The sequence below is a fragment of the Pseudoclavibacter sp. AY1H1 genome, assembly GCF_002931055.1.
Classification (GTDB): domain Bacteria; phylum Actinomycetota; class Actinomycetes; order Actinomycetales; family Microbacteriaceae; genus Pseudoclavibacter.
In genome coordinates this window covers 19,424-41,569 of sequence record NZ_PSXX01000007.1, presented here as the reverse complement: position 1 = coordinate 41,569, position 22,146 = coordinate 19,424, and the positions used below count along the sequence as shown (strand labels likewise).

General features: G+C 68.3%; 22 protein-coding genes. 8 read left to right on the top strand and 14 right to left on the bottom strand.

The features are described 5' to 3' along the window. Positions 1–252: 252 nt before the first annotated feature. Positions 253–1,098 (bottom strand): helix-turn-helix transcriptional regulator, encoded by an 846-nt coding sequence (locus C5E05_RS11925; protein WP_104342053.1) that lies wholly within the window; start codon positions 1,096–1,098, stop codon positions 253–255. Positions 1,099–1,107: 9 nt separating this feature from the next. Then, entirely contained in the window at positions 1,108–2,043 is a 936-nt protein-coding gene (locus tag C5E05_RS11920; RefSeq protein ID WP_104342052.1) for an SDR family oxidoreductase, read from the bottom strand. A gap of 239 nt (positions 2,044–2,282) precedes the next feature. On the opposite strand from C5E05_RS11920, the gene C5E05_RS11915 reads away from it, so the two are divergent. Next, complete coding sequence (locus C5E05_RS11915) at positions 2,283–3,278, top strand: NADP-dependent oxidoreductase (RefSeq protein WP_104342051.1); 996 nt, start codon at positions 2,283–2,285, stop codon at positions 3,276–3,278. Positions 3,279–3,330: 52 nt separating this feature from the next. After that, the gene (locus C5E05_RS11910; protein ID WP_104342050.1) at positions 3,331–4,191 is read left to right on the top strand and encodes an alpha/beta fold hydrolase; all 861 of its coding nucleotides are present in this window, start codon (positions 3,331–3,333) and stop codon (positions 4,189–4,191) included. 422 nt (positions 4,192–4,613) lie between these two features. On the opposite strand, the gene C5E05_RS11905 is transcribed toward C5E05_RS11910, so the two are convergent. Further along, complete coding sequence (locus tag C5E05_RS11905) at positions 4,614–5,273, bottom strand: hypothetical protein (protein WP_146081105.1); 660 nt, start codon at positions 5,271–5,273, stop codon at positions 4,614–4,616. A gap of 534 nt (positions 5,274–5,807) precedes the next feature. Between C5E05_RS11905 and C5E05_RS11900 the strand changes: the two genes are divergently transcribed. Beyond that, entirely contained in the window at positions 5,808–6,677 is an 870-nt protein-coding gene (locus C5E05_RS11900; protein WP_146081104.1) for a helix-turn-helix domain-containing protein, read from the top strand. A gap of 147 nt (positions 6,678–6,824) precedes the next feature. Here the strand turns inward: C5E05_RS11900 and C5E05_RS11895 are convergent, their stop codons facing one another. Continuing rightward, positions 6,825–7,538, bottom strand: a complete 714-nt coding sequence (locus C5E05_RS11895; protein ID WP_104300042.1) for an SDR family oxidoreductase — start codon at positions 7,536–7,538, stop codon at positions 6,825–6,827. Between the two features lie 156 nt (positions 7,539–7,694). Between C5E05_RS11895 and C5E05_RS11890 the strand changes: the two genes are divergently transcribed. Then, positions 7,695–8,297 carry a TetR/AcrR family transcriptional regulator gene (locus C5E05_RS11890; protein ID WP_104307455.1) on the top strand — a complete coding sequence of 201 codons (603 nt, stop codon included), beginning with the start codon at positions 7,695–7,697 and terminating at the stop codon, positions 8,295–8,297. A gap of 70 nt (positions 8,298–8,367) precedes the next feature. On the opposite strand, the gene C5E05_RS11885 is transcribed toward C5E05_RS11890, so the two are convergent. Both C5E05_RS11885 and C5E05_RS11880 read right to left on the bottom strand, forming a co-directional pair. After that, entirely contained in the window at positions 8,368–10,605 is a 2,238-nt protein-coding gene (locus C5E05_RS11885) for a beta-glucosidase (RefSeq protein WP_104342048.1), read from the bottom strand. Between the two features lie 47 nt (positions 10,606–10,652). Next, positions 10,653–12,092 carry a helix-turn-helix domain-containing protein gene (locus tag C5E05_RS11880; RefSeq protein WP_104300036.1) on the bottom strand — a complete coding sequence of 480 codons (1,440 nt, stop codon included), beginning with the start codon at positions 12,090–12,092 and terminating at the stop codon, positions 10,653–10,655. Positions 12,093–12,216: 124 nt separating this feature from the next. Here C5E05_RS11880 and ppsA point away from each other — a divergent pair, with 124 nt between their 5' ends. Together ppsA and C5E05_RS11870 are read left to right on the top strand one after the other, a co-directional pair. Further along, complete coding sequence (ppsA, locus tag C5E05_RS11875) at positions 12,217–14,634, top strand: phosphoenolpyruvate synthase (protein WP_104342047.1); 2,418 nt, start codon at positions 12,217–12,219, stop codon at positions 14,632–14,634. Positions 14,635–14,720: 86 nt separating this feature from the next. After that, entirely contained in the window at positions 14,721–15,584 is an 864-nt protein-coding gene (locus tag C5E05_RS11870; protein ID WP_258064855.1) for an alpha/beta fold hydrolase, read from the top strand. Between the two features lie 15 nt (positions 15,585–15,599). Here C5E05_RS11870 and C5E05_RS11865 read toward each other — a convergent pair whose 3' ends face one another. After that, the gene (locus C5E05_RS11865; protein WP_104243630.1) at positions 15,600–16,307 is read right to left on the bottom strand and encodes an NADPH-dependent F420 reductase; all 708 of its coding nucleotides are present in this window, start codon (positions 16,305–16,307) and stop codon (positions 15,600–15,602) included. Beyond that, the gene (locus C5E05_RS20530; RefSeq protein WP_104342045.1) at positions 16,304–16,918 is read right to left on the bottom strand and encodes a TetR/AcrR family transcriptional regulator; all 615 of its coding nucleotides are present in this window, start codon (positions 16,916–16,918) and stop codon (positions 16,304–16,306) included. Before C5E05_RS20530 ends, C5E05_RS11865 begins: the two co-directional genes overlap by 4 nt. Positions 16,919–17,073: 155 nt before the next feature. On the opposite strand from C5E05_RS20530, the gene C5E05_RS11855 reads away from it, so the two are divergent. Further along, positions 17,074–18,405 carry an NtaA/DmoA family FMN-dependent monooxygenase gene (locus C5E05_RS11855; RefSeq protein ID WP_104342044.1) on the top strand — a complete coding sequence of 444 codons (1,332 nt, stop codon included), beginning with the start codon at positions 17,074–17,076 and terminating at the stop codon, positions 18,403–18,405. Positions 18,406–18,519: 114 nt separating this feature from the next. Here the strand turns inward: C5E05_RS11855 and C5E05_RS11850 are convergent, their stop codons facing one another. The 6 genes from C5E05_RS11850 to C5E05_RS11825 all read right to left on the bottom strand — a co-directional run bounded on the left by C5E05_RS11850 (position 18,520) and on the right by C5E05_RS11825 (position 20,976). After that, positions 18,520–18,693 carry a CsbD family protein gene (locus tag C5E05_RS11850; RefSeq protein WP_104243312.1) on the bottom strand — a complete coding sequence of 58 codons (174 nt, stop codon included), beginning with the start codon at positions 18,691–18,693 and terminating at the stop codon, positions 18,520–18,522. A 64-nt stretch (positions 18,694–18,757) separates the two neighbouring features. Beyond that, positions 18,758–19,363: a hypothetical protein gene (locus C5E05_RS11845; protein ID WP_104342043.1), complete on the bottom strand. Its 606-nt coding sequence runs from the start codon at positions 19,361–19,363 to the stop codon at positions 18,758–18,760. After that, entirely contained in the window at positions 19,360–19,941 is a 582-nt protein-coding gene (locus C5E05_RS11840) for a DUF6286 domain-containing protein (protein WP_104342042.1), read from the bottom strand. The genes C5E05_RS11845 and C5E05_RS11840 overlap by 4 nt, the downstream gene beginning before the upstream one ends. Beyond that, entirely contained in the window at positions 19,938–20,318 is a 381-nt protein-coding gene (locus tag C5E05_RS11835) for a hypothetical protein (protein ID WP_104342041.1), read from the bottom strand. The genes C5E05_RS11840 and C5E05_RS11835 overlap by 4 nt, the downstream gene beginning before the upstream one ends. Beyond that, positions 20,315–20,515 carry a DUF2273 domain-containing protein gene (locus tag C5E05_RS11830; RefSeq protein ID WP_104243617.1) on the bottom strand — a complete coding sequence of 67 codons (201 nt, stop codon included), beginning with the start codon at positions 20,513–20,515 and terminating at the stop codon, positions 20,315–20,317. Before C5E05_RS11830 ends, C5E05_RS11835 begins: the two co-directional genes overlap by 4 nt. Further along, the gene (locus tag C5E05_RS11825) at positions 20,512–20,976 is read right to left on the bottom strand and encodes an Asp23/Gls24 family envelope stress response protein (protein ID WP_104342040.1); all 465 of its coding nucleotides are present in this window, start codon (positions 20,974–20,976) and stop codon (positions 20,512–20,514) included. Before C5E05_RS11825 ends, C5E05_RS11830 begins: the two co-directional genes overlap by 4 nt. 349 nt (positions 20,977–21,325) lie before the next feature. On the opposite strand from C5E05_RS11825, the gene C5E05_RS11820 reads away from it, so the two are divergent. Next, complete coding sequence (locus tag C5E05_RS11820) at positions 21,326–22,018, top strand: hypothetical protein (protein ID WP_104342039.1); 693 nt, start codon at positions 21,326–21,328, stop codon at positions 22,016–22,018. Positions 22,019–22,146 lie beyond the last annotated feature (128 nt).

Genomic DNA, 22,146 nt, shown 5'->3' with positions numbered 1-22,146 from the left:
CGCCCCGCCCCCGCCCCGAGCAGAGGCACGGCCACCGCAGAGTTGTGGCGTGACGTCGTGGCGACGTCGCGCAGCAGCAACAAGCCACAACTCCACGGCCTGGGCGCGCGCGTTCGGGTGCAGGGCGCCGGGCGCGGGTGTTCGGACGCCGGACGACGGGCGCGGGTGTTCGGACGCCGGACGCCGGACGCCGGATGTCGGACGTCGGACGCCAGTCGTCGGGTGCCGGACGCCGGACGCCGGGCGCCTGAGTCAGGCGTCGGCGGTGAGGCGCTGCGTGCCGATGATCGAGAGCAGCTGCAGTCGGTCGTAGCTCTCTGTGCCAGGCGTGGCCGTCAGCACGAGCAGCGTCTGGTGCTGCGCGGGGTCGATGAGGAACTGGCAGTGCACCTCCATGGCCCCGAGCTCGGGATGCTGCACTCGCTTCTCGAGCTCGTGCGTCGCGTTGATCTCGTGGTCGGCCCAGATTGCGGCGAACTCCGGGCTCTCGGCGAGGAGCGCATCCACGACCCGCTGCGCTCGAGAGCCTGGACCCTGCTGGGCGGCGAAGCTGCGAGCATCCGCGGCGAACGCTCGAGACAGCTTCTCGTGGTCGGTCGACGGGTAGACGTCGCGGGCGCTGGGCGCCGTGAACCAGCGGTAGACGACGCTGCGGGCGTTGCCGACGAAGCGGGTCTCGTCGCCGAAGAGGGCACGCGCGGCCGGTGTCTGCACGAGCGTCTCGCCCATGGCCGTCATGACCTGCGCCGGGGTGTCGGCCAGGCGGTCGAGGATGCGCATGAGGCCGGGGGCCACGTGCTCGCCGCTGATGGCGCGCCGCGGTGCCTGGTGGCCGGCGAGGTGGAAGAGGTGGTCGCGTTCCGCGGCCGTCAGCCGCAGGCCACGGGCCATGGCGGCGAGCATCTGCTCCGACGGCTGGGGGCCGCGGCTCTGCTCGAGGCGACTGTAGTAGTCGACCGACATGTCGCTGAGTGCTGCGACCTCCTCGCGCCGCAGCCCCTGCGTGCGTCGGCGGGGTCCCTTCGTCAGGCCGACGTCCTCGGGTTGGAGCGCCTCGCGGCGGCTGCGGAGGAAGTCGGCGAGCTGGGCTCTGTCCATGAGGCGAGGCTAGCGGGCGACGTGCTCGGCGACGAGCTGTTCGGAGAGCTCCCACAGGCGGCGTGCATCCGCTTCGCTCGCGACGCGCGAGTAGAGCGTCTGCTCGGCCGGGCGGCCGCCGATGTGGCCTGGGCCCTTCGGGCCGTAGAGGCGGCCACCCTTCGCGTCGGGGCTCGTGGCAGCGAGGACGGCGGGGAGGGCGGCGCTCTGCGGGGTGCCGGTGATGCCGACCCGCGAGAGGAGGCGGATGATCTTGACCTCGGTGGTGTCGCTGGCTCGCCCCATGCCCGGCTGCGCGGCGAGGAGATTCGTGGGTGAGACGCCAGGGTGCGAGAGGTTGCTCTGGATGCCCCAGTCGTTCGCCTCGCTGAGGCGGTGCAGGTGCATCCCGAGCAGGCCGGTCGCGATCTTCGACGAGCTGTACGAGCCCATGTTGCTGTAGCTGCGCTCCCAGTTCAGGTCGTCCCAGTTCACGGCGCCCTGGTTGGCGGCGATGCTGATCTGCGTCGTGACGTGCGCCTTGCCCTCCGTGAGGAGGGGGAGCAGGCCGGTCGTGAGGGCGAAGTGGCCGAGGTGGTTGGTGCCGAACTGCAGCTCGAAGCCGTCGCTCGTGGTGCGGCGCTCTGGTGGTGTCATCACCCCGGCGTTGTTGATCAGGATGTTGATGGGGCGCCCGTCTTCGACGAGCTCCTCGGTGAGGGCCGAGACCGATGCCAGCGAGGAGAGGTCCAGCTGGCGCAGCTCGAGCTTCGCATCCGGGTTCGCTCCTCGAATGCGCGCCGCCGCCTTCTCGCCCTTGGCGCGGTTGCGGACCGGCATGATGACCGTCGCGCCGGCACGGGCGAGCCTGGCGGCGATGTTGATGCCGATGCCGTCGCTCGCACCCGTGACGAGGGCGAGCTTGCCGGTGAGGGAGGGGACTGGGATGTCGCGGTTCTTGGGCACGGGATGCTCCTGAGTGGTGTCGGTGTCGAGATCGCTTCACCGGTGAGGCGAAGGTGCAGTCTGGCTGCTGGAACCACTCTGCTGGGTTGATCTTCTTCGATTCAGGGCTCGCTCATCCAGGGATCGGTGGTCCCTGGGTAAGGCTGGTTGACAGAATTACTGAGTTAACTCAGAATTGAGTAAGCTCGGCAAATGCGGAGCGATTCAGCAACTCGATCCCCGAATCCGGAGCCTCACCCATGCGAGCGTTCACCTTCTCCACGTACAAGACGTCCCTGCGAGAGGCCGATATCCCGGAGCCGATCATGGGAGAGCACGACGTGCTTGTCCAGGTGCAGGCCGCGGGGGTGAACCAGCTCGACGAGAAGATCCGCATCGGCGAGTTCAAGCAGATCCTGCCGTACAAGCTGCCGCTGACCCTCGGGCACGATGTCGCCGGTACGGTGCTTCGGGTCGGCGCCGCGGTTCGCGGGTTCCGTCCGGGAGACGAGGTCTACGCGAGGCCCCGCGACCACCGCATCGGCACGTTCGCCGAGCGCATCGCGGTCGACGAAGCGGATGTGGCGCCCAAGCCGTCCTCCATCTCCATGGAAGAGGCGGGCTCGCTCCCGCTCGTCGCCCTCACCGCCTGGCAGGCGCTCGTCGAGATCGGCAACGTGCAGCGTGGGCAGAAGGTCCTCATCCACGCCGGATCGGGTGGTGTCGGGTCGATCGCGATCCAGCTCGCGAAGCACCTCGGAGCAGAGGTCGCCACCACCGTCAGCGCATCCAACGCGGCGTTTGCTCGCGAGCTCGGCGCCGACCACACGATCGACTACCGCAACGAGGATTTCGAGCAGCTCCTCAGCGGCTACGACTTCGTGCTCGACAGCCTCGGCGGCGAGAACCTCGAGAAGTCGCTCCGCATCCTGGGGCCCTGCGGAATCGCCGTCGGCATCTCCGGTCCCCCCACCCCCGACTTCGCCCGGAGTGCCGGCCTGAACCCCGTGCTGCGCCTCGCGATCGCCGGGCTCAGCGGCAAGATCCGCAAGCAGGCGAAACGACTCGGCGTCGACTACCGCTTCCTCTTTATGCGCGCGAGCGGCGAGCAGCTGCGTGAGATCTCCGCGCTCATCGAGCGTCGAGCGATCAAGCCGATAGTGGGGCGAGTCTTCCCCTTCGACGAGACCGTGCGCGCGCTCGAGTCGCTGAGGGACGGCGGCCTTCGCGGCAAGGCAGTCATCAGCAGCCGCTGACCATCGGCGGCCACACCCCACCAACCCCCTCAAAGTTCCAAGAGAGAACATCATGAGCACTGCATCCAATGAGCCCGTCGTCACCTCCTACACGCTCGCCCCGGCGAAGAGCATCACCGTGGGCGGCATCAGCTACGCCTACCGGGAGCTGGGCCCGAAGGAGGAAATCCCCGTCATCTTCTTCGTGCACCTCGCGGCCACGCTCGACAACTGGGACCCCCGCATCGTCGACCCCATCGCCGAGAAGCGCCACGTCATCACCTTCGACCAGCGCGGCGTCGGCGCCTCGACGGGCGTCGTCCCCGGCACCATCGAGGAAGCCGCCGACCACGCGTACGAGTTCATCACCGCGCTCGGTTACGACAAGGTCGACATCTTCTCGTTCTCCATGGGCGGGATGATCGCGCAGGACCTCGTCGTCAAGCACCCGGACCTGGTGCGCCGGCTCGTGCTCACGGGCACCGGTCCGCGCGGCGGCAAGGACATGGACAAGGTCGTCGGCGTCACCTACCTCGACCTCGTGCGCTCCATCCTCACCCGCTCCGACATCAAGGAGTTCCTCTTCTTCAACCGTGACGACCGTGGCAAGCGGGCTGCGAAGGCGTTCGTCGCCCGGTTGTCCGAGCGCACGGTCGACCGCGACAAGTCGATCAGCTTGAAGGCGTTCCAGACGCAGCTGGGGGCCATCCAGCGCTACGGCCGCTCCGCGCCCTCCGACCTCTCGACCCTCACGCAGCCGACCCTCATCGCCAACGGCGACAACGACCGCATGGTGCCGTCGGTGCTCTCCAACGACCTGCACAGGCGCATCTCCGGCTCCGAGCTCGTCATGTACTCCGACTCGGGCCACGGCGGCATCTTCCAGTACCACCACCAGTTCGCCCCGGTCGCCGTCGAGTTCCTCACCCGCTGATTGCAGCGGGTGGACAGTCCTAGACCCGCAGAACAACAGCACGCGAACCCTCGACCGTCCCGATGCGGGGAACATTGGACGCGAGGCATTTATAGGTAGGTGCCGGATCTTGCGGCCGAGGCCTGCGGCTAGTGGACCTGCTAGTCGTCGAGACGCCTTCGAGTCGTCTGCTTCGTTGCGCGCGGCTCAAGCGAGGGGCGTTCTCGCTCATCGAGAGGGGAGTAAGGATGGCGGTGGCTTCCAACGAGTGCGTTGTCGGAAGCCACCGCGGGACACCTCACTGAGCTGGACGTTGCGCGCACTTTGTCCCCTGACGCGTGTGCCGCATGCGACGGTCCGCACGAGGTTCCCCAACCGGTGCCGCTGAGTGAGGTGGGCAGTGGCCAGCATTCCGCGTGGGTGCGGCGCTGGTTGAAGGGTGGTTAGCCGTTGAAGATGTTGTAGTACCAGAGCGGGGTGCCGGAGCCCTGGGTCGCGGAGGAGCTCTGCGAGCGTCCGTTGACGACGAGGCGGGAGTTGAGCGATGTGCCATCGCACGAGTTGGGCAGGGCAACCCGTGCGAGCGGGTAGTCCGCGTTGCCGTTGATGGAGTTCGCAGATCGAGCGAAGCTCGTGATCGTGATCGTGGTGTTCGCCGGAATCGGCTGCGTCGTCGTGTAGACCATCGAGGGAGAGGTCGCAGTCTGCGAAGCGGGTGCCGTGAGGCTTCCGGCGGGAGCTCCGCTGATGGATGTCTGGCCGAGGGTGATCTGGCGCGCGCCATCCGCGTAGCTCACGGTGATTCGTGATCCGACCGGGAGTGGCTGCGGGCCGGTGTACGAGAAGGTGGTCGTGATGGCGATGTTGGTGTTGGTGGGAACGCGGTAGTACTCACCTGAGCCGAGGCCGTTGTCGCGAGGGAAGTTGCGAGCACCGGTGCTGGAGATCGTGTAGGCGTACTGGCCAGCATTCGCGGCCGGGATGCAGTTCGACGCGGCGTACGCAGGTGCGGCGACCGCCGTCGCGATCACTGGGAGGGACCAGGCAGCGCCTTGGACGATTGATCGGCGGGTGACGGTGGATTGCTGTTCGGGGGAAGGCATGGAGGACTACTTTCTTCAGTGCGGGGGCAAGGCAGTTGACGTGCGGCGCACATGTTGAAGTGAACTCACAGCCGCGGAGTGAGCATAGGCATAGACCGCTTTCTCGGTGCAGTGTGAGGGTCGGTCCTTCTCATTGAATGGGCCGGTCAATAAATGCCTTTTGATCAGGTTTTTTGATGTTCAACTGTGGCCAGTTGGTGCTCAATGCCATTTCCGTTCTGAGCGTTGACCGAAATCATTCTGTCGGGTGCTTCGATCTGTTGTGATCCGCTATTTCCAGGGCCGAAGCAGGATTTATCCGGGTGTTTCGTGGCATTGGCACTGGCCGATGTCCCATAACGTGACGAATGAGCCCGCACGTTCGTCTCATCTTTGAGCCGAGCAACCGCCACGAACGCTGCTGCCCGATGCGTCGCTTTCAGTTGTGAGCTCTTCCTTTGACGTCCGACGGATGGAGTGTTTGTGTCTCGACAGCCCAACAGCCCCGGATTCGACGCGCACCAGGGTGCAGGGTGCGCAGGGCTCGCGCGGACGATGTCCCTCTCCGTCGATGAGGTTGGTCAGGCTGCGGTGGAGACGGCGCGAGCCTGGGGTTGGCACATTCAATCGCCCGGTGAGGGCTTCGAACTGCATGGTGACGTGGTGAAGAGTGAGACCTTCGCGCTGAGTCGATATCGACACACGGCAGCGTCGTTCCGCTACGTGGTCCCGCGGGTGTTTGCGGGGGGAGCCGCTCGGTTGCTCCTGGCATGTCTCGAGGGTGAGGTCGAGGTCGAGGTTGCGGGGGTCAAGGAGAGACTCACGCCCGGTCGCGTGCTCTTCGCGAACCCCGAAGACCTCGTCGGCAAGAGTGCCGACGTGCCGGTCAGTAATCTGCTCGTGATCTTCCCTCGCCCCCAACCGGTCACGGACAATTATGTGAGCGCTGCCGCTGCATCGGCGACGTACCTGCAGATCTTGATCGATGCCTCCGCTTCCATTCTCAGCAGTCGAGCGAGCGTGCAGGACGCCGCCTTCAAGCGGGTTGGGCTGGCCGTTGAGGCGTTGATTTGGGCGCTCGCTACCCATACCGAACTTCGAACGATGTCGAGCGCGAGCAGTGAACTCGCTCGTGTCTACAACGAGGCCGTGAAGTATGTGGCCCTGTTCGCGGGAGATGCGGCGACCACGGTGTATTCGATGGCGACCGCGCTCGGGGTCTCGCAGCCGCACCTCTATCGCGCTTTCGCGGCAACTGGCGAGACCCCGTCGGTCTATCTTCGACGCGCAAGAGTGCGCCTCGCTGAGCGGTTGATCGCAGATGGCGTCGCCGCTGAGATGGCTGCTAGAGGGTCCGGTTTCGGAACCGTCAGGCGCATGCGAAACGCACTCGCCGGAAAATCACCCCCCGATCCCGAGGTGTGACCGCCGCTCGTGGATCAGGCCTTTTCGGGGCGGAGCCTGCGCGAACGACTCCTCCTTCCGGCGGCTGCTACGGCCAGTGCTCCACTGAATCTTGGAGATTGGCATGTCCGCTGGGCTCGAACGTCACACCACTCTGCGGTTCTGCCGCTAGCTGGTCGCGCGGCTGAGCTGCGGGTAGACCGCTTCGAGCGGGGCACTGAGGCCTGCCCTCAGCTGCACCGACGTCTCGTCGGCGAGCACCTCGTACTCGCCTGCCTCGGTCGCGTCGAAGACCTTCGAGACGAGCACGGCCGGGTCGGTCTTCGGGTCATCGGTGTGCGCGGCCATGGCCGTGTCGACCCAGCCGACGTGGACGCCCACGACGTGCACGCCTGCCGGCTGGAGTTCGAGGCGCAGCGAGTTCGTCGCCGACCAGAGTGCGGCCTTCGTGGCGCTGTAGATGCCGTTGACCGCGTACCAGCTGAGTGCCGAGTGCACGTCGATGATGGCTGCGCCCTCACGGTTCGAGAGGAGCGGCGCGTAGGCGCGCGCGAGGAAGACGGGGCCGAGGAAGTTGGTCGCGACGTTCGCCCGGATCTCCTCGTCGCTGTGCGACAGGATGCCCGGGGACGAGACCGAGGCCCCGGCGTTGTTGATGAGCACGGTCACGTCGGGTGCCGCCTCGACGACGGCGGCGATGGATGCCGAGTCGGTGACGTCGAGGGCGAGGGGCACGACCCGCTCGTCGTCCCAGGTTCGTGGCGTGCGGGCCGTGGCGTAGACCTTGGCGGCGCCGCGGGCGAGGGCCTCGCGGACGAAGTTCGTGCCGATGCCCCCGTTCGCGCCGGTGACGAGGACAACTGCTCCGTTGAGTGAAGGCATGTGGGGCTCTTTCTAGTCGGTGGGTTGTCGCGGACCTCCGGGCAGCGGATGGGCGCTGCGGCGGCGTGGAAGAATCGGCACGGGTACCGAACCCACACCTTAGCGACTAAACTCATAACTGAGCATGCTCACGAATTATTCCCGGAGGAGATCTGGATGACCACCGACGTCCGTCCGATGGGTCGCCGCGAGCGAAACAAGCTCGACAAGCTCGAGCGCATCACGGCGGCTGCTGGCGAGCTCTTCGCCGAGCGCGGGGTCGATGACGTCACCACGCAGGAGATCGCGGACCGCGCCGACATCGGCACCGGAACGCTGTTCCTCTACGCCAAGACCAAGGGCGAGCTGCTGCTGCTCGTGCAGAACTCCATGTACGAGGCTGCGCTCGAGGAGGGTCGGGCGGCTGTGGCCGAGACGACCGGCGCGCTCGACGGCGTGCTTGCCGTGCTTCGCCCCGTCGTCGCGTGCAACCGCAAGCAGATCGAGAACGGGCGAACCTACCTGCGGGAGATGGTCTTCGGCGACCCGGAAGAGCCTCGGCATGCAGAGGCGCTGGCACTGACGAGCCAGACCCAGGACCTGGTCGCCGACGTCATCGAGCGGGAGACCGCTGCCACGAACGACACCGCGCGCACGCTTGCGCAGGTCGTCTCCGCCATCATGTTCACGACCATGGCCGCGTCGATCAACGCCTCGTTGTCCGACGACGACCTCGTCGAGCAGGTGCGCGCGCAGGTTCGGGCGGTGCTGCCCGCCTGAATCGATGTGCCGGTCCGGGATCCCCGAACCGGCACGTCGCCGGCGCTCCGCTCGCCCTTTGCGCTCTCTGTTACCCCTTCGCGTTCTGCACGAGCCCGCCGAGCGCCGCCTCATCGAGTGGGCTGCCGGGGAACGCAGCTACTCGCCCGAGCGGCATGGAGCCGAGCATCTTGAGCATCTCCGGGTCGGCCAGCATTCCGGCCAGGCCGCTGTCGCCCTCGAGCAGTGCGGTGCGCAGCAGTGGGCCACCCCGCTCGTCGTCGAGCCACTCGGCGATCGTCGAGGTCTCGTCGAGGGGGAGCGCGAGCTCGTCACCCGCGACCGCTACCTGCGTCGAGGCGCGGAGGTCGCGGCTCGAGGCACCAACCTCGACGAGGTACTCGCCGCCCTCGACCGTCCACTGCCCGGCGATCGGGTGGAAGTAGGCGAGCTCGGAGCGCGGCACCTCGATGGTGACGGGGACCGTCGAGCCGGCAGCCACCTCGACGACAGCGAACGCAGCGAGCGAGCGCGTCGCGCGGGGTACGGCGGAGCCGGGGAGGCCCGTGTAGACCTGCACGACCTCGCGGCCGTCCCTGCTCCCCGTGTTGGTGAGATCCACTTGGATGCGCAGACCGCTGTCGTCGACCTCGACGGCGAGGTTCTCGTAGGCGAAGCTCGTGTACGACAGGCCGTGGCCGAACGGGAACGAGACCTCGCTTGCACGCGCGTCGTAGCCGCGGTAGCCGACGAAGATGTCCTCGCCGTAGCGCACGTGGCCGAACGCGCCGGGGAACCCGACGTGCGCCGGGGAATCCTCGAGGCGCACGGGAACCGTCTCGGCGAGGCGCCCGGACGGGTTGACGAGGCCGAAGAGCACGTCGGCGATCGCCCCGCCGCCGGCCTGCCCGAGGAGCCAGCCCTCGACGATCGACGGGGCGAGGTCCTGCCACGTCGAGGTGCGGACGACACCGCCGTTGGAGAGCACGACGATGACGTGCTCGTTCGCCGCGTGCACGGCCTCGAGCAGCTCGAGCTGCTCGGCGGGGAGGTCGATGTGCGCGCGGTCGAAGCCCTCGGACTCCTCGTGCGCTGGCAGGCCGAGGAAGAGGACGGCGACGGATGCGCTCGCGGCGGCCTCGACCGCATCCGCTCGCAGCGCGTCGGCGTCGCCGGAGTCGTCGAGCGTGAAGCCGGGCGCGAATCGGACCCGGTCGCCGGCAACCCGGCTCAGCTCCGTGAGGGCGTCGTCGAGCCGGGTCGGGTTGATGAGCGAGCTGCCGGCGCCCTGGTAGCGGGGAGTGCGCGCGAACTCGCCGATCACCGCGATGCTCTCGCTCGAGGCGGGGGCGAGCGGGAGAAGCTCGCCCTCGTTCTTCAGTAGCACGATGCTGTGCCCGGCGGCCTCGCGGGCAAGCGCGTGGTGTGCCTCCGCGTCGTAGCTTGCGGATGCGTCTGCGCCCGCGACGATCTTGTCGACGAGCTCCAGCGAGCGGCGGGCGGCGGTGGTCACGTGCTGCTCGTCGAGGTCGCCGGAGCGCACCGCATCCACGAGCTGAGCATCGGTGCGCCCGCCGCTGGCCGGCATCTCGAGGTCGAGCCCGGCCGCGATGCCGGTGACGCGGTCGTCGACGGCGCCCCAGTCGGAGACGACGAGGCCCTCGTAGCCCCACTCCTCGCGGAGGACGGTGGTGAGCAGCCAGTGGTTCTCGGACGCGTAGACGCCGTTGATCTTGTTGTAGGAGCACATGACGGTCCACGGCTGCTGCTCGGTGACGACGCGCTGGAAGGCGCGCAGGTAGATCTCGCGGAGGGGGCGCTCGTCGACGTCGGCGCTGATCCGCAGCCGGTCGGTCTCCTGGTTGTTCGCGGCGAAGTGCTTGAGCGACGACCCGACGCCCTGGCTCTGCAGGCCGCCGACGAGGGCAGAGCCCATGACGCCGCTCACGAGCGGGTCCTCGGAGAAGTACTCGAAGTTGCGCCCGCACAGCGGGGACCGCTTGATGTTGATGCCGGGGCCGAGCAGCACGCCGACACCCTCCGCCTTGGCCTCCTCGCCGAGCGCGACACCCACGCGGCGCACGAGGTCCGCGTCCCAGCTCGAGCCGAGCGCGACGGCGGGCGGGAAGCACGTGGCCGGGACGCTGTCGGCGAGGCCGAGGTGGTCGCCGCCCTCCCGCTGCAGGCGCACCCCGTGCGGCCCATCCGTCAGCGTCACCACCGGGATGCCGACACGCTCGACCGACTTCGTCGACCAGAAGCTCCCGCCGCTCGTCAGGGACGCCTTCTCTTCGAGGGTGAGGTCGTCGAGGTGCTCAGCGTGGGTCATCGTCGTGCTCCGATCTGTCGTGCGGGGGAGTGCTCGCGGCCCGGAGATCAGGGCGCGTGGCGTTCCAGATAAGCGTAGATCTCGCTGTCGTCGACGCCTGGGAACCGGCCAGCGGGGAGGGATGCGAGGATCTGCGCGTGCAGGCGGGCGCTCGGCCAGGCGCGCCCGGACCAGCGTGCCGCGAGGGTCGGGTCGGGCCGCCGGCAGCAGGTCTCGTCGGGGCAGCGCGACACCTGGCGGTTCTCGGTGTCGCGGCCGCGGAAGTACTTCGCGTCGTCGAAGGGCACCCCGAAGGTGATCGAGAAGGCGCCCTCGGCGGACCTGCCCGTCTGGATGGTGCTCCAGAACGTGCCGGCGGGCGTGTCCGTGTACTGCCAGAACTCGGTCGTGCGGTGCTCGATCTCCGTCGCACGCCTCGCCCCCCAGCGGCGGCAGACGATCTGCCCCTCGACGGCGCCGGTCACGTCGAGCGGCAGGGGGAGATCGTCGTTCTCGTAGGCCTTGTAGACCTCCCCGACGGCGCCGACGCGCAGGAAGTGCACGCGCATCCCGAGGTGCTCGGTCATGAGGTTCGTCATGCGCAGGGCGGCCGCCTCGTGGGTGACGCCGAACGCATCGCGGAAGTCCTCCACGGCGAGGTCGCGGTCCTTCTTGCGGGCGCTCAGGAAGTCGACGGCCTGCGTGCGCGGGATGAGGCAGGCGGCCGCGAAGTAGTTGATCTCGAGCCGCTGGCGCAGGAAGTCGGCGTACGAATCGGGAGGCGTATGGCCAAGGATGCGGTGGGCGACGGCCTGGAGGGCGATGGATCGCAGCCCGTGCCCGCCCGGGATCGACTCCGGCGGCAGGTAGATGCGCCCGTTCTCGAGGTCGGTGATGCTGCGCGTGGAACGGGGGAGGTCGTCGGCATAGACGATTTCGAGGCCGAGCTGCTCGACCATGAGGTGCACCTCGCGGTGCGTGAGCGCCCCCGCGACGTGCCCGACCTGGCGGAGGCGCTCCTCGGCGACCGCCTCGATCTCCGGCAGGTAGTTGTTGCGTTCCCGCATCCACGCCCGCTGCTGTGTGTTGCGGATGCGCGCCTCCTCGGGCGTCGCAGAGGCGGCCTGTGCGCGTCGCTCGAGTTCCCGGTGCAGGCCGACGAGTGTCTCCAGGGTGTCGTCTGGCATGCCCTTGCCCCCGCGCAGCTTGGGGAGCCCGAGGCCCGCAAACAGCGGGGACGACTGGGCGCGCTTCAGCTCGAGCTCGAGCGCGGCGCGGCTGTTCGGCGCTTCGGCGCGCACGAGGTCCTCGACCGTCACCCCGAGGGCCCTCGCGAAGGAGGGGAGCTCCGAGGGCTTCGGCTCGCGGCGTCCGTTCTCGATGAGCGAGATGCGGCTGGGGCTCGTCTCGAGCTGTGCCGCGAGGTCGTCGAGAGTGAGCTTCGCGAGCGAGCGGTAGTGGCGGATGCGGGCTCCGAGCACGGAGGCGGTGTACACGTCGGCGGGCATAGCATGACGCTAGCGCAAGAACAGCACTTCTTTACACGCATTTTCACGAAAGAGTGCTTAGTTCGCGACGAATACTGAGTTCATCCCGTCAACAACCGTCAACGACGACACCCAAGGACTCACCATGACGCTGCTCCACGAACCCCCGACCTCCGCAGACGCATCCGCGAGCAACGAGGCGTACGTCCTCCCCTTCAGCGCGGTGCGCCTCTCGGACATCCCCGAGGTTGGCGGCAAGAACGCCTCGCTCGGCGAGCTCATCGCGAACCTCACGGACGCCGGAGTGCGTGTGCCGGACGGCTTCGCCACGACGGCGAGCGCCTTCAACCGGCACCTGCGCGAGACGGGCATCGACGCGTGGATCCGCGGTGAGATCGTGGGCCTCGACGTCGACGACGTGGCGCGCCTCGCGATCGTCGGCGCCCGCATCCGCGCTCGCATCGAGGCCGCCCCGCTCGCCGCGGAGCTCGAAGCAGCCATGCGCGAAGCCTTCGCCCGTCTGGACGCGGAGACCGACGCCCAGCTGCTCGTCGCGGTGCGCTCGAGCGCCACCGCGGAGGACCTGCCGGACGCGTCGTTCGCGGGGCAGCAGGAGACGTTCCTCAACATCGCGGGCATCGAGAACGTGCTCGCCGCCACCCGCAAGGTCTTCGCGTCGCTGTTCACCGACCGCGCCATCGCCTACCGCGTGCACCAGGGCTTCGCGCACACCGGCATCGCGATCTCCGTCGGCGTGCAGCGCATGGTGCGCTCCGACGAGGGCGCAGCCGGGGTCATGTTCAGCGTCGACACCGAGTCGGGTTACGACGGCGCGGTGTTCGTGACGAGCGCCTACGGGCTGGGCGAGGGGGTCGTGCAGGGCGCGGTCAACCCCGACGAGTTCACGGTGCACAAGCGCACCCTCCGCGAGGGGCGGCCCGCCGTGCTGTCGCGCCGAGTCGGCAGCAAGGCGACCCGCATGGTCTTCACGGACGACACCCGCGTCGGGCGCACCACCGAGTTCGTCGAGACGGCACCGGATGCGCAGCGCCAGTTCTCCGTCACCGACGCCGAGGTCACCGAGCTGGCCGAGGCGGCGCTCGCGATCGAGGAGCACTACGGGCGGCCCATGGACATCGAGTGGGGCAAGGACGGCATCGACGGGCGCATCTACATCCTGCAGGCCCGCCCGGAGACCGTCGTCTCGCGGCGAGCTGCCGGCACTCTCGAGCGGCACAGCCTGCTGGAGCGCAGCGCGACGCTCGTCGAAGGTCGGGCGATCGGGCAGCGCATCGGCGCTGGCGTCGTGCGCCTGCTCACCTCCCCCTCGCAGATGAGCGAGTTCCGCCAGGGTGACGTGCTGGTCGCCGACATGACCGACCCCGACTGGGAGCCGATCATGAAGCGCGCCTCCGCGATCGTCACGAACCGCGGCGGCCGCACCTGTCACGCCGCGATCATCGCCCGCGAGCTCGGCGTGCCCGCCGTGGTCGGGGCCGGCGACGCGACCGAGCGCCTCTCGGACGGCGACGAGGTCACCGTGACCTGCGCCGAGGGCGAGACGGGGGCTGTGCTCGCCGGCATCCTCCCCATCGAGGTCGAGCGCATCGAGCTCGACTCCTTCCCGGAGCTGCCGGGCAAGATCATGCTCAACGTCGGCAACCCGGACGCCGCGTTCACGCTCGCCGCCCTGCCGAACGACGGCGTGGGGCTCGCGCGCATGGAGTTCGTCATCTCGCGCCAGATCGGCGTGCACCCCCGTGCGCTGCTCGAGCTCGACGACCAGGAGGCGAGCATCCGCGCCGCCATCGACGAGCGCATCGCCGCCTACGACTCTCCCGCCGACTTCTTCGTGCGCCGCCTCGCCGAGGGCGTCGCGACGCTCGCCGCCGCGTTCGACGGGAAGCCCGTCATCGTGCGGCTCTCCGACTTCAAGTCGAACGAGTACGCGGGGCTGCTCGGGGGTGCCCGCTACGAGCCCGTCGAGGAGAACCCGATGCTCGGCTTCCGCGGTGCCGCGAGGTACATCTCCGACGACTTCGCCGAGGCGTTCGCGCTCGAGTGCGAGGCGATCAGGGTCGTCCGGGACGACATGGGGCTCACGAACGTGAAGGTCATGATCCCATTCGTGCGCACGGTCGAGGAGGCCCGCGCGGTTGTCGAGCGCCTCGCGGAGAACGGGCTGCGCCGCGGCCAGAACGGCCTCGAGGTGATCATGATGTGCGAGGTGCCCTCCAACGCGCTCCTCGCAGAGCAATTCCTGGAGCTCGTCGACGGCTTCTCCATCGGCTCGAACGACCTCACGCAGCTGACGCTCGGCATCGACCGCGACTCCGGCCTCATCTCGGACAGCTTCGACGAGCGCAACCCCGCGGTGCTTCGCCTCATCGACCTCGCGATCGACGCCTGCGCGAAGCACGGACGCTACGTCGGCATCTGCGGGCAGGCGCCGAGCGACCATCCCGAACTCGCCCAGTACCTGTTCGACCGTGGCATCTCCTCGCTGTCGCTCAACCCGGACAGCGTCGTGGAGACGTGGACGAGGCTCGCCGCGAACCTCTGAGGCGGAGGGCTGGCGTGCCGCCTTCGAGCGGGACGCCAGCTCGCCGTCACAACCGGGGCCGCCCGCGCGGCTGACACAATCGTTGGATGATGAGCGACGAGAGCCTGCCCAACGTGTTCTCCTGGCGCGGGAGGACCGTGCGCTGGGACAGCTTCGGGGAAGGGTCAGCCCTCGTCTTCCTGCACGGCACCCCGTGGTCGTCGGCGCTGTGGCGGCCGATCGCGGAGGCCCTCTCCGCGCAGTTCACCGTCTACCTGTGGGACATGCCCGGTTACGGCTCCTCGTCGAAGGACCCGTCGCATGCCGTCGACCTCGGCGTGCAGGGCGAGCTGTTCGCCGAGCTGCTCGACTCCTGGGGCCTCGACCGGCCGCACGTCGTCGCCCACGACTTCGGCGGCGCGGTGGCACTGCGTGCTCGACTGCTCCACGGGGCCGCGTACGCGTCGCTGGCACTCGTCGACGTCGTCGCCCTCTCGCCGTGGGGGTCGCCGTTCTTCAACCTCGTGAAAGAGCACGCGCCGGTGTTCGAGCAGCTGCCGGCCGCGGTGCATCGCGGCGCCGTGGAGGCGTACATCCGCGGAGCCAGCCACAAGGGCCTGAGCGCGGATGACCTCGCCATGCTCGTGGATCCGTGGGCGGATGCGGAGGGGCAGGCGGCGTTCTACCGGCAGATCGCGCAGGCCGACGAGCGCTTCACGGCGGAGGTCGAACCGCGCTACGGCACCCTCACGGAACCCGTGCACATCGTGTGGGGGCGCGAGGACACCTGGATCCCGAGCGACCGAGCACAGCGGCTCGGCGCGCTCATCCCGAACGCCTCGGTCACCCTCATCGACGGCGCAGGCCACCTGATCCAGCTGGACGCTCCCGCAGCGCTCGCGGCTGAGCTCACGCGGTGGACAAGTGGCGTCCGAGATCCGGCGGGCAGGCGGGGTAGGCAGCAGGGCTGAGGTGGCGCGCCCTGCTCAGAACTCCCGCGCGGCCACATCCGCTCGAGTCGACTTCTCCAGGAGTGTCTGGAGCCGGTTGGCAGGCAGTGGCGCGCCTGGGTCGCTGAGGTAGTCCGCGTGGAACGCGTCAAGATCTGCCACGTAGACCTGCGTGTAGGCACCGGACTCCGGTTCGAAGCGCCACGACTCGGCAAGCGTGCCGGCATCGACGGTGTCGAAGCCGAGAGCGTTCACGAGTTCGGAGACTCCCGCCTTGGCGGCGTCGTCATCGCCGGCGATCGGCAGCGCGGTGCGTGGCGTCGAGTTGGCGAGATTCGGGATGTGGGTGAAGAGGATGCTGTTGAACGCCTTGACGATGCGTGCATCCGGAAGCAGAGACTGCTCGTATTCGGCGGTTGTGGTTGCGAGGGTATCGAGCTGCTCGATGCGGCCGTCGCGGTGGGGGTAGTAGTTCCCTGTTGACAGGACCGTCTTCCCCGCGAAGGTGGCCTGGGGGAGCTTGGGGTAGGCCGCCAGCGGCACGGCCAGCACAGGGATGTCACCAAACTGCACGGCCTCGTTCACAGTGCCAGCCCGCGCTCGTGGGCCGAGCTCCCTGATCAGCTCGGCGAGCGATGCGGGCCCGCGCGAGTTCGCGATCAGCACCTCCCAATCCGCGGCGACCGCCAGGCGGGCGACCGCTGCTCCGATGGATCCGCTGCCGATGATTCCGATGCGCTTCATGCTGCTCTCCTCGGGGTTGAATGATCGGCTCGCAGTTCCCAGCCGCTCCTCGTGAGCGCCGCCAGCGCAGCGCCAGATGCCTCGTCTGCCATCGCGGCGCCTCGCACCCAGCTGGCTGCGAGCGCCGCGAGGAAGAGGTCGAGCGCGCGGATGTCGGTGCGCGCGCTTCCCTCGCGCTGCGCGGCGAGGAGGAATTCCTCGGTCGTCGTGATGAAGCCCTGGCAGGTCAGCGCTAGGGGGGACAGCTCGGTGGTCGTCGCGACGCGCAGCGGTTCGGGGAGCCCATCGAAGGCGCACGCCCATTCGGTGACCGCGTTCAGCCAGCCGTCCAGGGCCTCGGCTGCGTTCTCGGCGGAAGCGCCGAGCTCGTCGCGGCGGGCCACAAGCGTTTCGTCGCGTGCGGTGAGCAAGGCGGCGAGCAGGGCCTCGCGGTTTGGGAAGTGGCGGTAGAGAGTGCCGGCGCCGATGCCAGCGCGCTTCGCGATCGCGTCGAGCGAGCCAGTGACCCCGTGCTCTGAGAAGTACTGCTCTGCGGTGTCGAGGATGTGGTCGCGGTTGCGACGAGCGTCGGCTCGTGGGGCGCGGGGTCTTCCCGCCGTTGCTTCAGTCATATGGCACCTCGGTTGACAAAGAGGAGAGCTTCTCCGTATCGTCCTTCTGAAGTGGAGAGTATCTCCTTTTCGCTGTGGGTGCCAGGCCTCGCACCAGCACGAAAGGCGCGCAGACGTCCTCGCACGCACACGGATATCGACAGGAAGCGAAGCGAATGACGGCCAAGAGCCAGATGATCCTCGGGCTGCACATCGGCAGCGGATACGGCTCGCAGAGCTCAGCATGGCGTGCTCCCGGCGTGGACCCGGCCAACTACACGAGCTTCGACGCGCAGGTCCGGTATGCCCAGGCCGCGGAGCGCGGCAAGTTCGCGTTCCTGTTCTTCCCCGACTTCCCGGGCGAGCAGGTCGATCTGTCCCGTGAATCCTTCATGATCTCCATCGATCCGCTCATGACGCTCGCCGCGATCGCCCGCGAGACCAACCGGATCGGCCTGGTCGCCACCGCATCCACGACCTTCAACGAGCCATTCACCATCGCGCGCCAGTTCAAGGCACTCGACATCATGAGCCACGGTCGCGCGGGGTGGAACGCGGTCACGACGAGCGACCCAGGGGCGGCCGCCAACTTCGGGCAGCTCGTCGCGCCGAGGCCCGAGCGGTATCAGCGAGCCCACGAGACGATCCAGATCGTCGAGGCGCTCTGGGGCAGCTGGCAGCAGGACGCCTGGGTCAAGGACACGGCGACGGGGCAGTTCGCCGACCGCGACAAGATTCGGCCGATCAACCTGCAGGGCCAGTACGTCGCGTCCCGGGGGCCGCTCAACATCCCACCCTCGGAGCAGGGGCAGCCCGTCATCTTCTCAGCCGGCGGTGGAGCCAACGGGGCAGAGATCGCCGGTCGTCACGCCAGCGGCGTCATCGGGGCCGTGTTCACGATCGATGATGCGCGGGAACAGCGAAACGCCCTCCGGGAAGTCGCTCAAGCAGCCGGTCGCGACCCCGACGACGTGAAGTTCTTCGCCGGGGTGATGCCAGCACTCGGCAAGACCAAGCGTGAGGCGCTCGATCGCCGCGTTGCCCTTGGTGAGCTCTCCGCACCTGCGCGCGTCGGCTACCTGGGCCAGATGCTGAACCTGCCATCGGCCCTGGATCCGGCACAGATCGACAAGCCGCTGACCGCGGGCCAGCTGGCCGCCGCGAGTCCGAACCCGTACGACCCGCGCTCGGCGAGGGCTCTCGAGATCGCCCGGGAGGGGTGGACGATCCGCGACATCCTGGCGCACGGCGTCATCGACTATCACCCGACGCCTGTCGGCCCGGCGAGTGTGGTCGCCGACCACATGCAGGAGTGGTTCGAGGCCGGGGCCTGCGACGGCTTCTGGGTATCGGTCGACGTGAACGAGGACGGCATCGATGCGTTCGTCGACCAGGTGGTCCCGCTTTTGCAAGAGCGGGGCATCTACCCCGACGACTACGCGGGCGCCACGCTCCGAGAGCACCTTGGGGCCCCTGCGCAGTACGGTCAGGACCCGCGGGTCGCCTAGGCGGGCGTTGCTCGAGCCGCCGGACGACGCGGAGTTTGCAGGTCTGCGAGTCGCCGGGGCACGGCGAAGCGGCAGCCGACTCGGTCGGCTGCCGCTTCTGCGTGTTGGTGAGCTCTACTTCTTGAAGGCGTCCTTGACGTCTTCGCCCGCCTGCTTCACGTTGGCCTTGGCCTGGTCGGCCTGGCCCTCTGCGACGAGCTTGTCGTTGTCGGTGGCCTTGCCGAGGGCTTCCTTGGCCTTGCCGCCGAACTCTTCTGCTGCGTTCTTGATCTTGTCTCCTGCGCTCATGGCAGTTCCTTTCTGTTGGGGGTGCGGTTCCTCGGAATCGGGGTGCCGCGGTGGGGAGTCGTGGTTACTGGAGGCGCGTCGATTGCTGCACCTTGGCGCGGAATCCGCCGCTCAACTGCAGCAGGACTGGCACCTTCTGGCCGAGGAGCGCATCGAGCGCCTCGAGGTTCTGCTCGACGATCGCCGTCGCGTCCCTGGGCGAGACACCACGTCGGCAGGTCGCCGAGACCTTGAGTGTTGGGGTGCGTTTCACGTCGTACGCGGAGACGCTGGTCGAGAGGAACTCGTCACGTTCGCCGAGTGCGTCAGCGAGGGCGTCGCGTGCGACGGACACGTCGACGACGGTGCGTCCCGTGTCCGAGCTGCGGTCGTGGATGAGTGTTCCCGTCCGACCCTGGCCCTGTCGAAGGGCGAAGGCGAGGAGCAGGATGATGCCCACCACGAGGACGGCGACGACGGCGATCATCAGCCAGCTGAAGTCCGTGCCGGGGAAGGGTGTCTGCTGGAGCCAGCTCCCGACCTGCGTGTTCACGGTCTCGGAGATGGGGGTCCAGGTGTCCTTCGCCCCGGGCAGCCAGGCGCCGAGTGCCGCAGCTGCTCCGACGGTGAGCAGGAGCAGACCTGTGGCGACGATGAGGAGCCGGTTCAGGCCTCGGTTCGTGCTGTTCATGCGCCGACCTTCCCGTTCTCTGCGACGCGGACCTTGGCGGTGACGCGGGGGGTGAGTTCGTACTGCTCGAGCTGCTGTGTGACGGCCGCTTCGATGGAGGCGGCGTCGACGGGCATCCCGGATGCGGGGGTGAGGCGTACGTCGGCGCGGCGGTGGGACACCGAGACGGTGACGTTGTCGGGGCTGACGCTGCCGGCGAGGGCCGCGTGCCGGGCGAGCGCCGAGGCGATGACCGCGTTGTCCGCGACGGTCGCGGTCCGCGAGGAGCGCAGCGCGTGGCGGGAACGGCGACCGGGGGCGAGGCCTGCGATGAGCAGGATCAGCCCGATGATGGCCACGATGACGCCGGCTGGGCCGACGTACTGGGCGGGCTGCTCGAGCACCCCGAGCGTGGAGGTGAACATGTCAGCCGGTGCCACGAGGAGCGCCGGGAGGGCGAGGAGCGCGAGCACCACCTCGGTGCCGCCCCAGGCTGCGACGACGATGAGCAGCACGGCGAGGACGATCGCGAGCGCCGACCGAGGCGAGTGCGTCTCGCGTCGGGAGACGCGGGAGTAGAGCGACGTGTGGCTGCTCATCTGACTCGCTCCTCTGGTTTGATGTCGAGCCCGGTCACCCGCACGGTGACCTGGTCCACGTGGGAGCCGGTGAGGCTCTGCACGCGGTCTCGGATGGTTGTCTTGGCGTTCTCGACTCGCTCCAGAAGTGGACCGCCGCTGCGCGCGAGCGCATTCGGCTGCTCACGGATTCGGGCGAGCGACGGAACTCGGATGGCGGTCCGCACACGGAGCGCGAGTTTGCCGTTGTGATCGTCGAGGTCGACGTTGACGTTGCCTGCGTCGACCCCGAGGGCGTCACCGGCGACAGCTGACGCGACACGAGTCAGGGCCTTCGCGGTGAGTCGTGTTGTGCCTCGCTGCGCCGCGCCGTGGTGTGTCGTCGCGGCGATGCTCATGAGGAGGTGTTCCGTCCTCGGATGACGTCGACGAGAGCGCTGGCGTCGAGCTTTCCTTCGAGGATCCGACCGATGACGCCGCCGATGATCATCGCGATCGCGACGAAGAAGAACGCCCAGAAGCCGAGGATGATCCAGGTGAGCGCGAGGACTGCGCCGATGAGGATGCCGGTTCGGGTGAGGGATGCGGTGTTCACTGGACTCGCGCTTCTTCCGTCGTGTTGGTGTCGTTGTCTTCGGAGGGGAGGTGCACGTCGTTGACGGTCACGTTGACTTCGGTGACCTCGAGGCCGACGATCGTCTCGACGGCGCGGATCACGTCGGCGCGGACGCCGTCCGCGACGTCCTGGAGGGAGACGGGGTACTCGGCGACGATGGTCACGTCGACGGCGACCTGCTTCTCGCCGACCTCGACGCTGATGCCCTGGCTCTGGTCGGTGGCGTTGATGGCGTTGCGGATGGCGCCGATCGCGCGGGCCGCACCGCCACCGAGGTCGTAGACACCACGGGCGTCGCGGGCCGCGATGCCAGCGACGCGAGCGACGACGCTGTCGACGATCGTCGTCGTGCCGCGTCCGTTCGAAGTCGTCGGGACGACGCTGCTGGACGTCTGAGCCGTGCCGTGGGCGGAAGTCGTGTTGGGTGTGGTGTTCGCCATGATGCTCTTCCTTCTGTCTTTCTGGTCTCTGCCCCGGTGCAGATGCACCGTGTGGGCTTGTACAGGTGAGACGCAGACGACCCCTGATGTGTCACAAACTCGTTTTCGGCTCTCAGCTTGCGTACAGGTTCGGCGCACGAGGTCGCGTTTTACCTACGTTTTTCCCCGGGGATCGGGGAGATCTCGCGGATGCGAAGGCCGATGTTAAGGGCATCCGGACAGGGCTTCGTCCGTACCTACAGTGAGGTCTCACCGAGTCCAGCGGCATCGCGACTCGTGTGGCACCGCAGCCCCCGCCCGGTGCTCTTCTCGAATTTTCCGAGGCCCCCGCCTCGACAAGGAGTCCCCTATGAGCGCGCTCGAAACCGAAGCCAAGTCCGGCTTGACTCGTCGTTCGCTGGTCACCGGTGCAGTGTGGTCCGTGCCGATCATCGCGGCCGCCACGGCCACCCCCCTCGCCTCCGCATCGCAGTGCACGGCCGGAACCCTCGACTGGGCAGCACTCGCGGCTGGCGCGAACGTCACGACGGTGACCGTTCCCGGCACCGCCCCCACCACCACCGCGACCTTCTCGATCACGTACTCGTCTGGGTCCACTCCGTCGGCGGCCAGCGGTCGGGTTGCGGCGGGCCCCCAGGGCGGCGTCACCGGCAACTACTACCGCATCGAGTTCTCGAACCCGATCCCGAACAACTCGGCGACGGTCCGCATCGCCTTCAACCGCCCGGTGACCGGCCTCAGCTTCTCCCTCCTCGACATCGACGCCACGACAAACGGCTACCGCGACAACGTCGAGGTCCTGACGACAGGGTTCAGCGCCGCGCGCCAGGCGCGCGTCATCGGCGCCGGCACGGCGGGGGATCCCTTCCGGATGGATACGCCGTACGGCAACATCGCACCGACGTCCAACCAGGGCAACGTGCAGCTCACCTGGGCAGCGCCCGTCTCAGCCGTCGAGTTCCGCTACTTCCAGCCAGGCGACTCGACCAACTCGCAGAACATGGTCATCGGACTCGGCAACCTCGCCGTGAACCCCTGCTAGCGCTCGGCGGGGACTAGGCCCTCCGAGGGCGCCTCGAGAGCGGCGGCTTCGCCGTCGCGCGCGATCAGTGTGCTCCACAGCTGTGCGATCATGCTCACGCAGCACTCGCGCTCGCTGCCCCCAGCACC

Excerpts from the sequence above, each read along its gene's own strand:
- C5E05_RS11850 (WP_104243312.1), bottom strand. The coding sequence starts at position 18,693 with ATGAGCGCAGGAGACAAGATCAAGAACGCAGCAGAAGAGTTCGGCGGC.
- C5E05_RS11855 (WP_104342044.1), top strand. The coding sequence starts at position 17,074 with ATGACGGCCAAGAGCCAGATGATCCTCGGGCTGCACATCGGCAGCGGA.
- C5E05_RS11905 (WP_146081105.1), bottom strand. The coding sequence starts at position 5,273 with ATGCCTTCCCCCGAACAGCAATCCACCGTCACCCGCCGATCAATCGTC.
- C5E05_RS11865 (WP_104243630.1), bottom strand. The coding sequence starts at position 16,307 with ATGAAGCGCATCGGAATCATCGGCAGCGGATCCATCGGAGCAGCGGTC.
- C5E05_RS11915 (WP_104342051.1), top strand. The coding sequence starts at position 2,283 with ATGCGAGCGTTCACCTTCTCCACGTACAAGACGTCCCTGCGAGAGGCC.
- C5E05_RS11870 (WP_258064855.1), top strand. The coding sequence starts at position 14,721 with ATGATGAGCGACGAGAGCCTGCCCAACGTGTTCTCCTGGCGCGGGAGG.
- ppsA (WP_104342047.1), top strand. The coding sequence starts at position 12,217 with ATGACGCTGCTCCACGAACCCCCGACCTCCGCAGACGCATCCGCGAGC.
- C5E05_RS11825 (WP_104342040.1), bottom strand. The coding sequence starts at position 20,976 with ATGGCGAACACCACACCCAACACGACTTCCGCCCACGGCACGGCTCAG.
- C5E05_RS11900 (WP_146081104.1), top strand. The coding sequence starts at position 5,808 with ATGTCCCTCTCCGTCGATGAGGTTGGTCAGGCTGCGGTGGAGACGGCG.
- C5E05_RS11880 (WP_104300036.1), bottom strand. The coding sequence starts at position 12,092 with ATGCCCGCCGACGTGTACACCGCCTCCGTGCTCGGAGCCCGCATCCGC.
- C5E05_RS11925 (WP_104342053.1), bottom strand. The coding sequence starts at position 1,098 with ATGGACAGAGCCCAGCTCGCCGACTTCCTCCGCAGCCGCCGCGAGGCG.
- C5E05_RS11895 (WP_104300042.1), bottom strand. The coding sequence starts at position 7,538 with ATGCCTTCACTCAACGGAGCAGTTGTCCTCGTCACCGGCGCGAACGGG.
- C5E05_RS11840 (WP_104342042.1), bottom strand. The coding sequence starts at position 19,941 with ATGAGCAGCCACACGTCGCTCTACTCCCGCGTCTCCCGACGCGAGACG.
- C5E05_RS11820 (WP_104342039.1), top strand. The coding sequence starts at position 21,326 with ATGAGCGCGCTCGAAACCGAAGCCAAGTCCGGCTTGACTCGTCGTTCG.
- C5E05_RS11910 (WP_104342050.1), top strand. The coding sequence starts at position 3,331 with ATGAGCACTGCATCCAATGAGCCCGTCGTCACCTCCTACACGCTCGCC.
- C5E05_RS11845 (WP_104342043.1), bottom strand. The coding sequence starts at position 19,363 with ATGAACAGCACGAACCGAGGCCTGAACCGGCTCCTCATCGTCGCCACA.
- C5E05_RS20530 (WP_104342045.1), bottom strand. The coding sequence starts at position 16,918 with ATGACTGAAGCAACGGCGGGAAGACCCCGCGCCCCACGAGCCGACGCT.
- C5E05_RS11890 (WP_104307455.1), top strand. The coding sequence starts at position 7,695 with ATGACCACCGACGTCCGTCCGATGGGTCGCCGCGAGCGAAACAAGCTC.
- C5E05_RS11885 (WP_104342048.1), bottom strand. The coding sequence starts at position 10,605 with ATGACCCACGCTGAGCACCTCGACGACCTCACCCTCGAAGAGAAGGCG.
- C5E05_RS11835 (WP_104342041.1), bottom strand. The coding sequence starts at position 20,318 with ATGAGCATCGCCGCGACGACACACCACGGCGCGGCGCAGCGAGGCACA.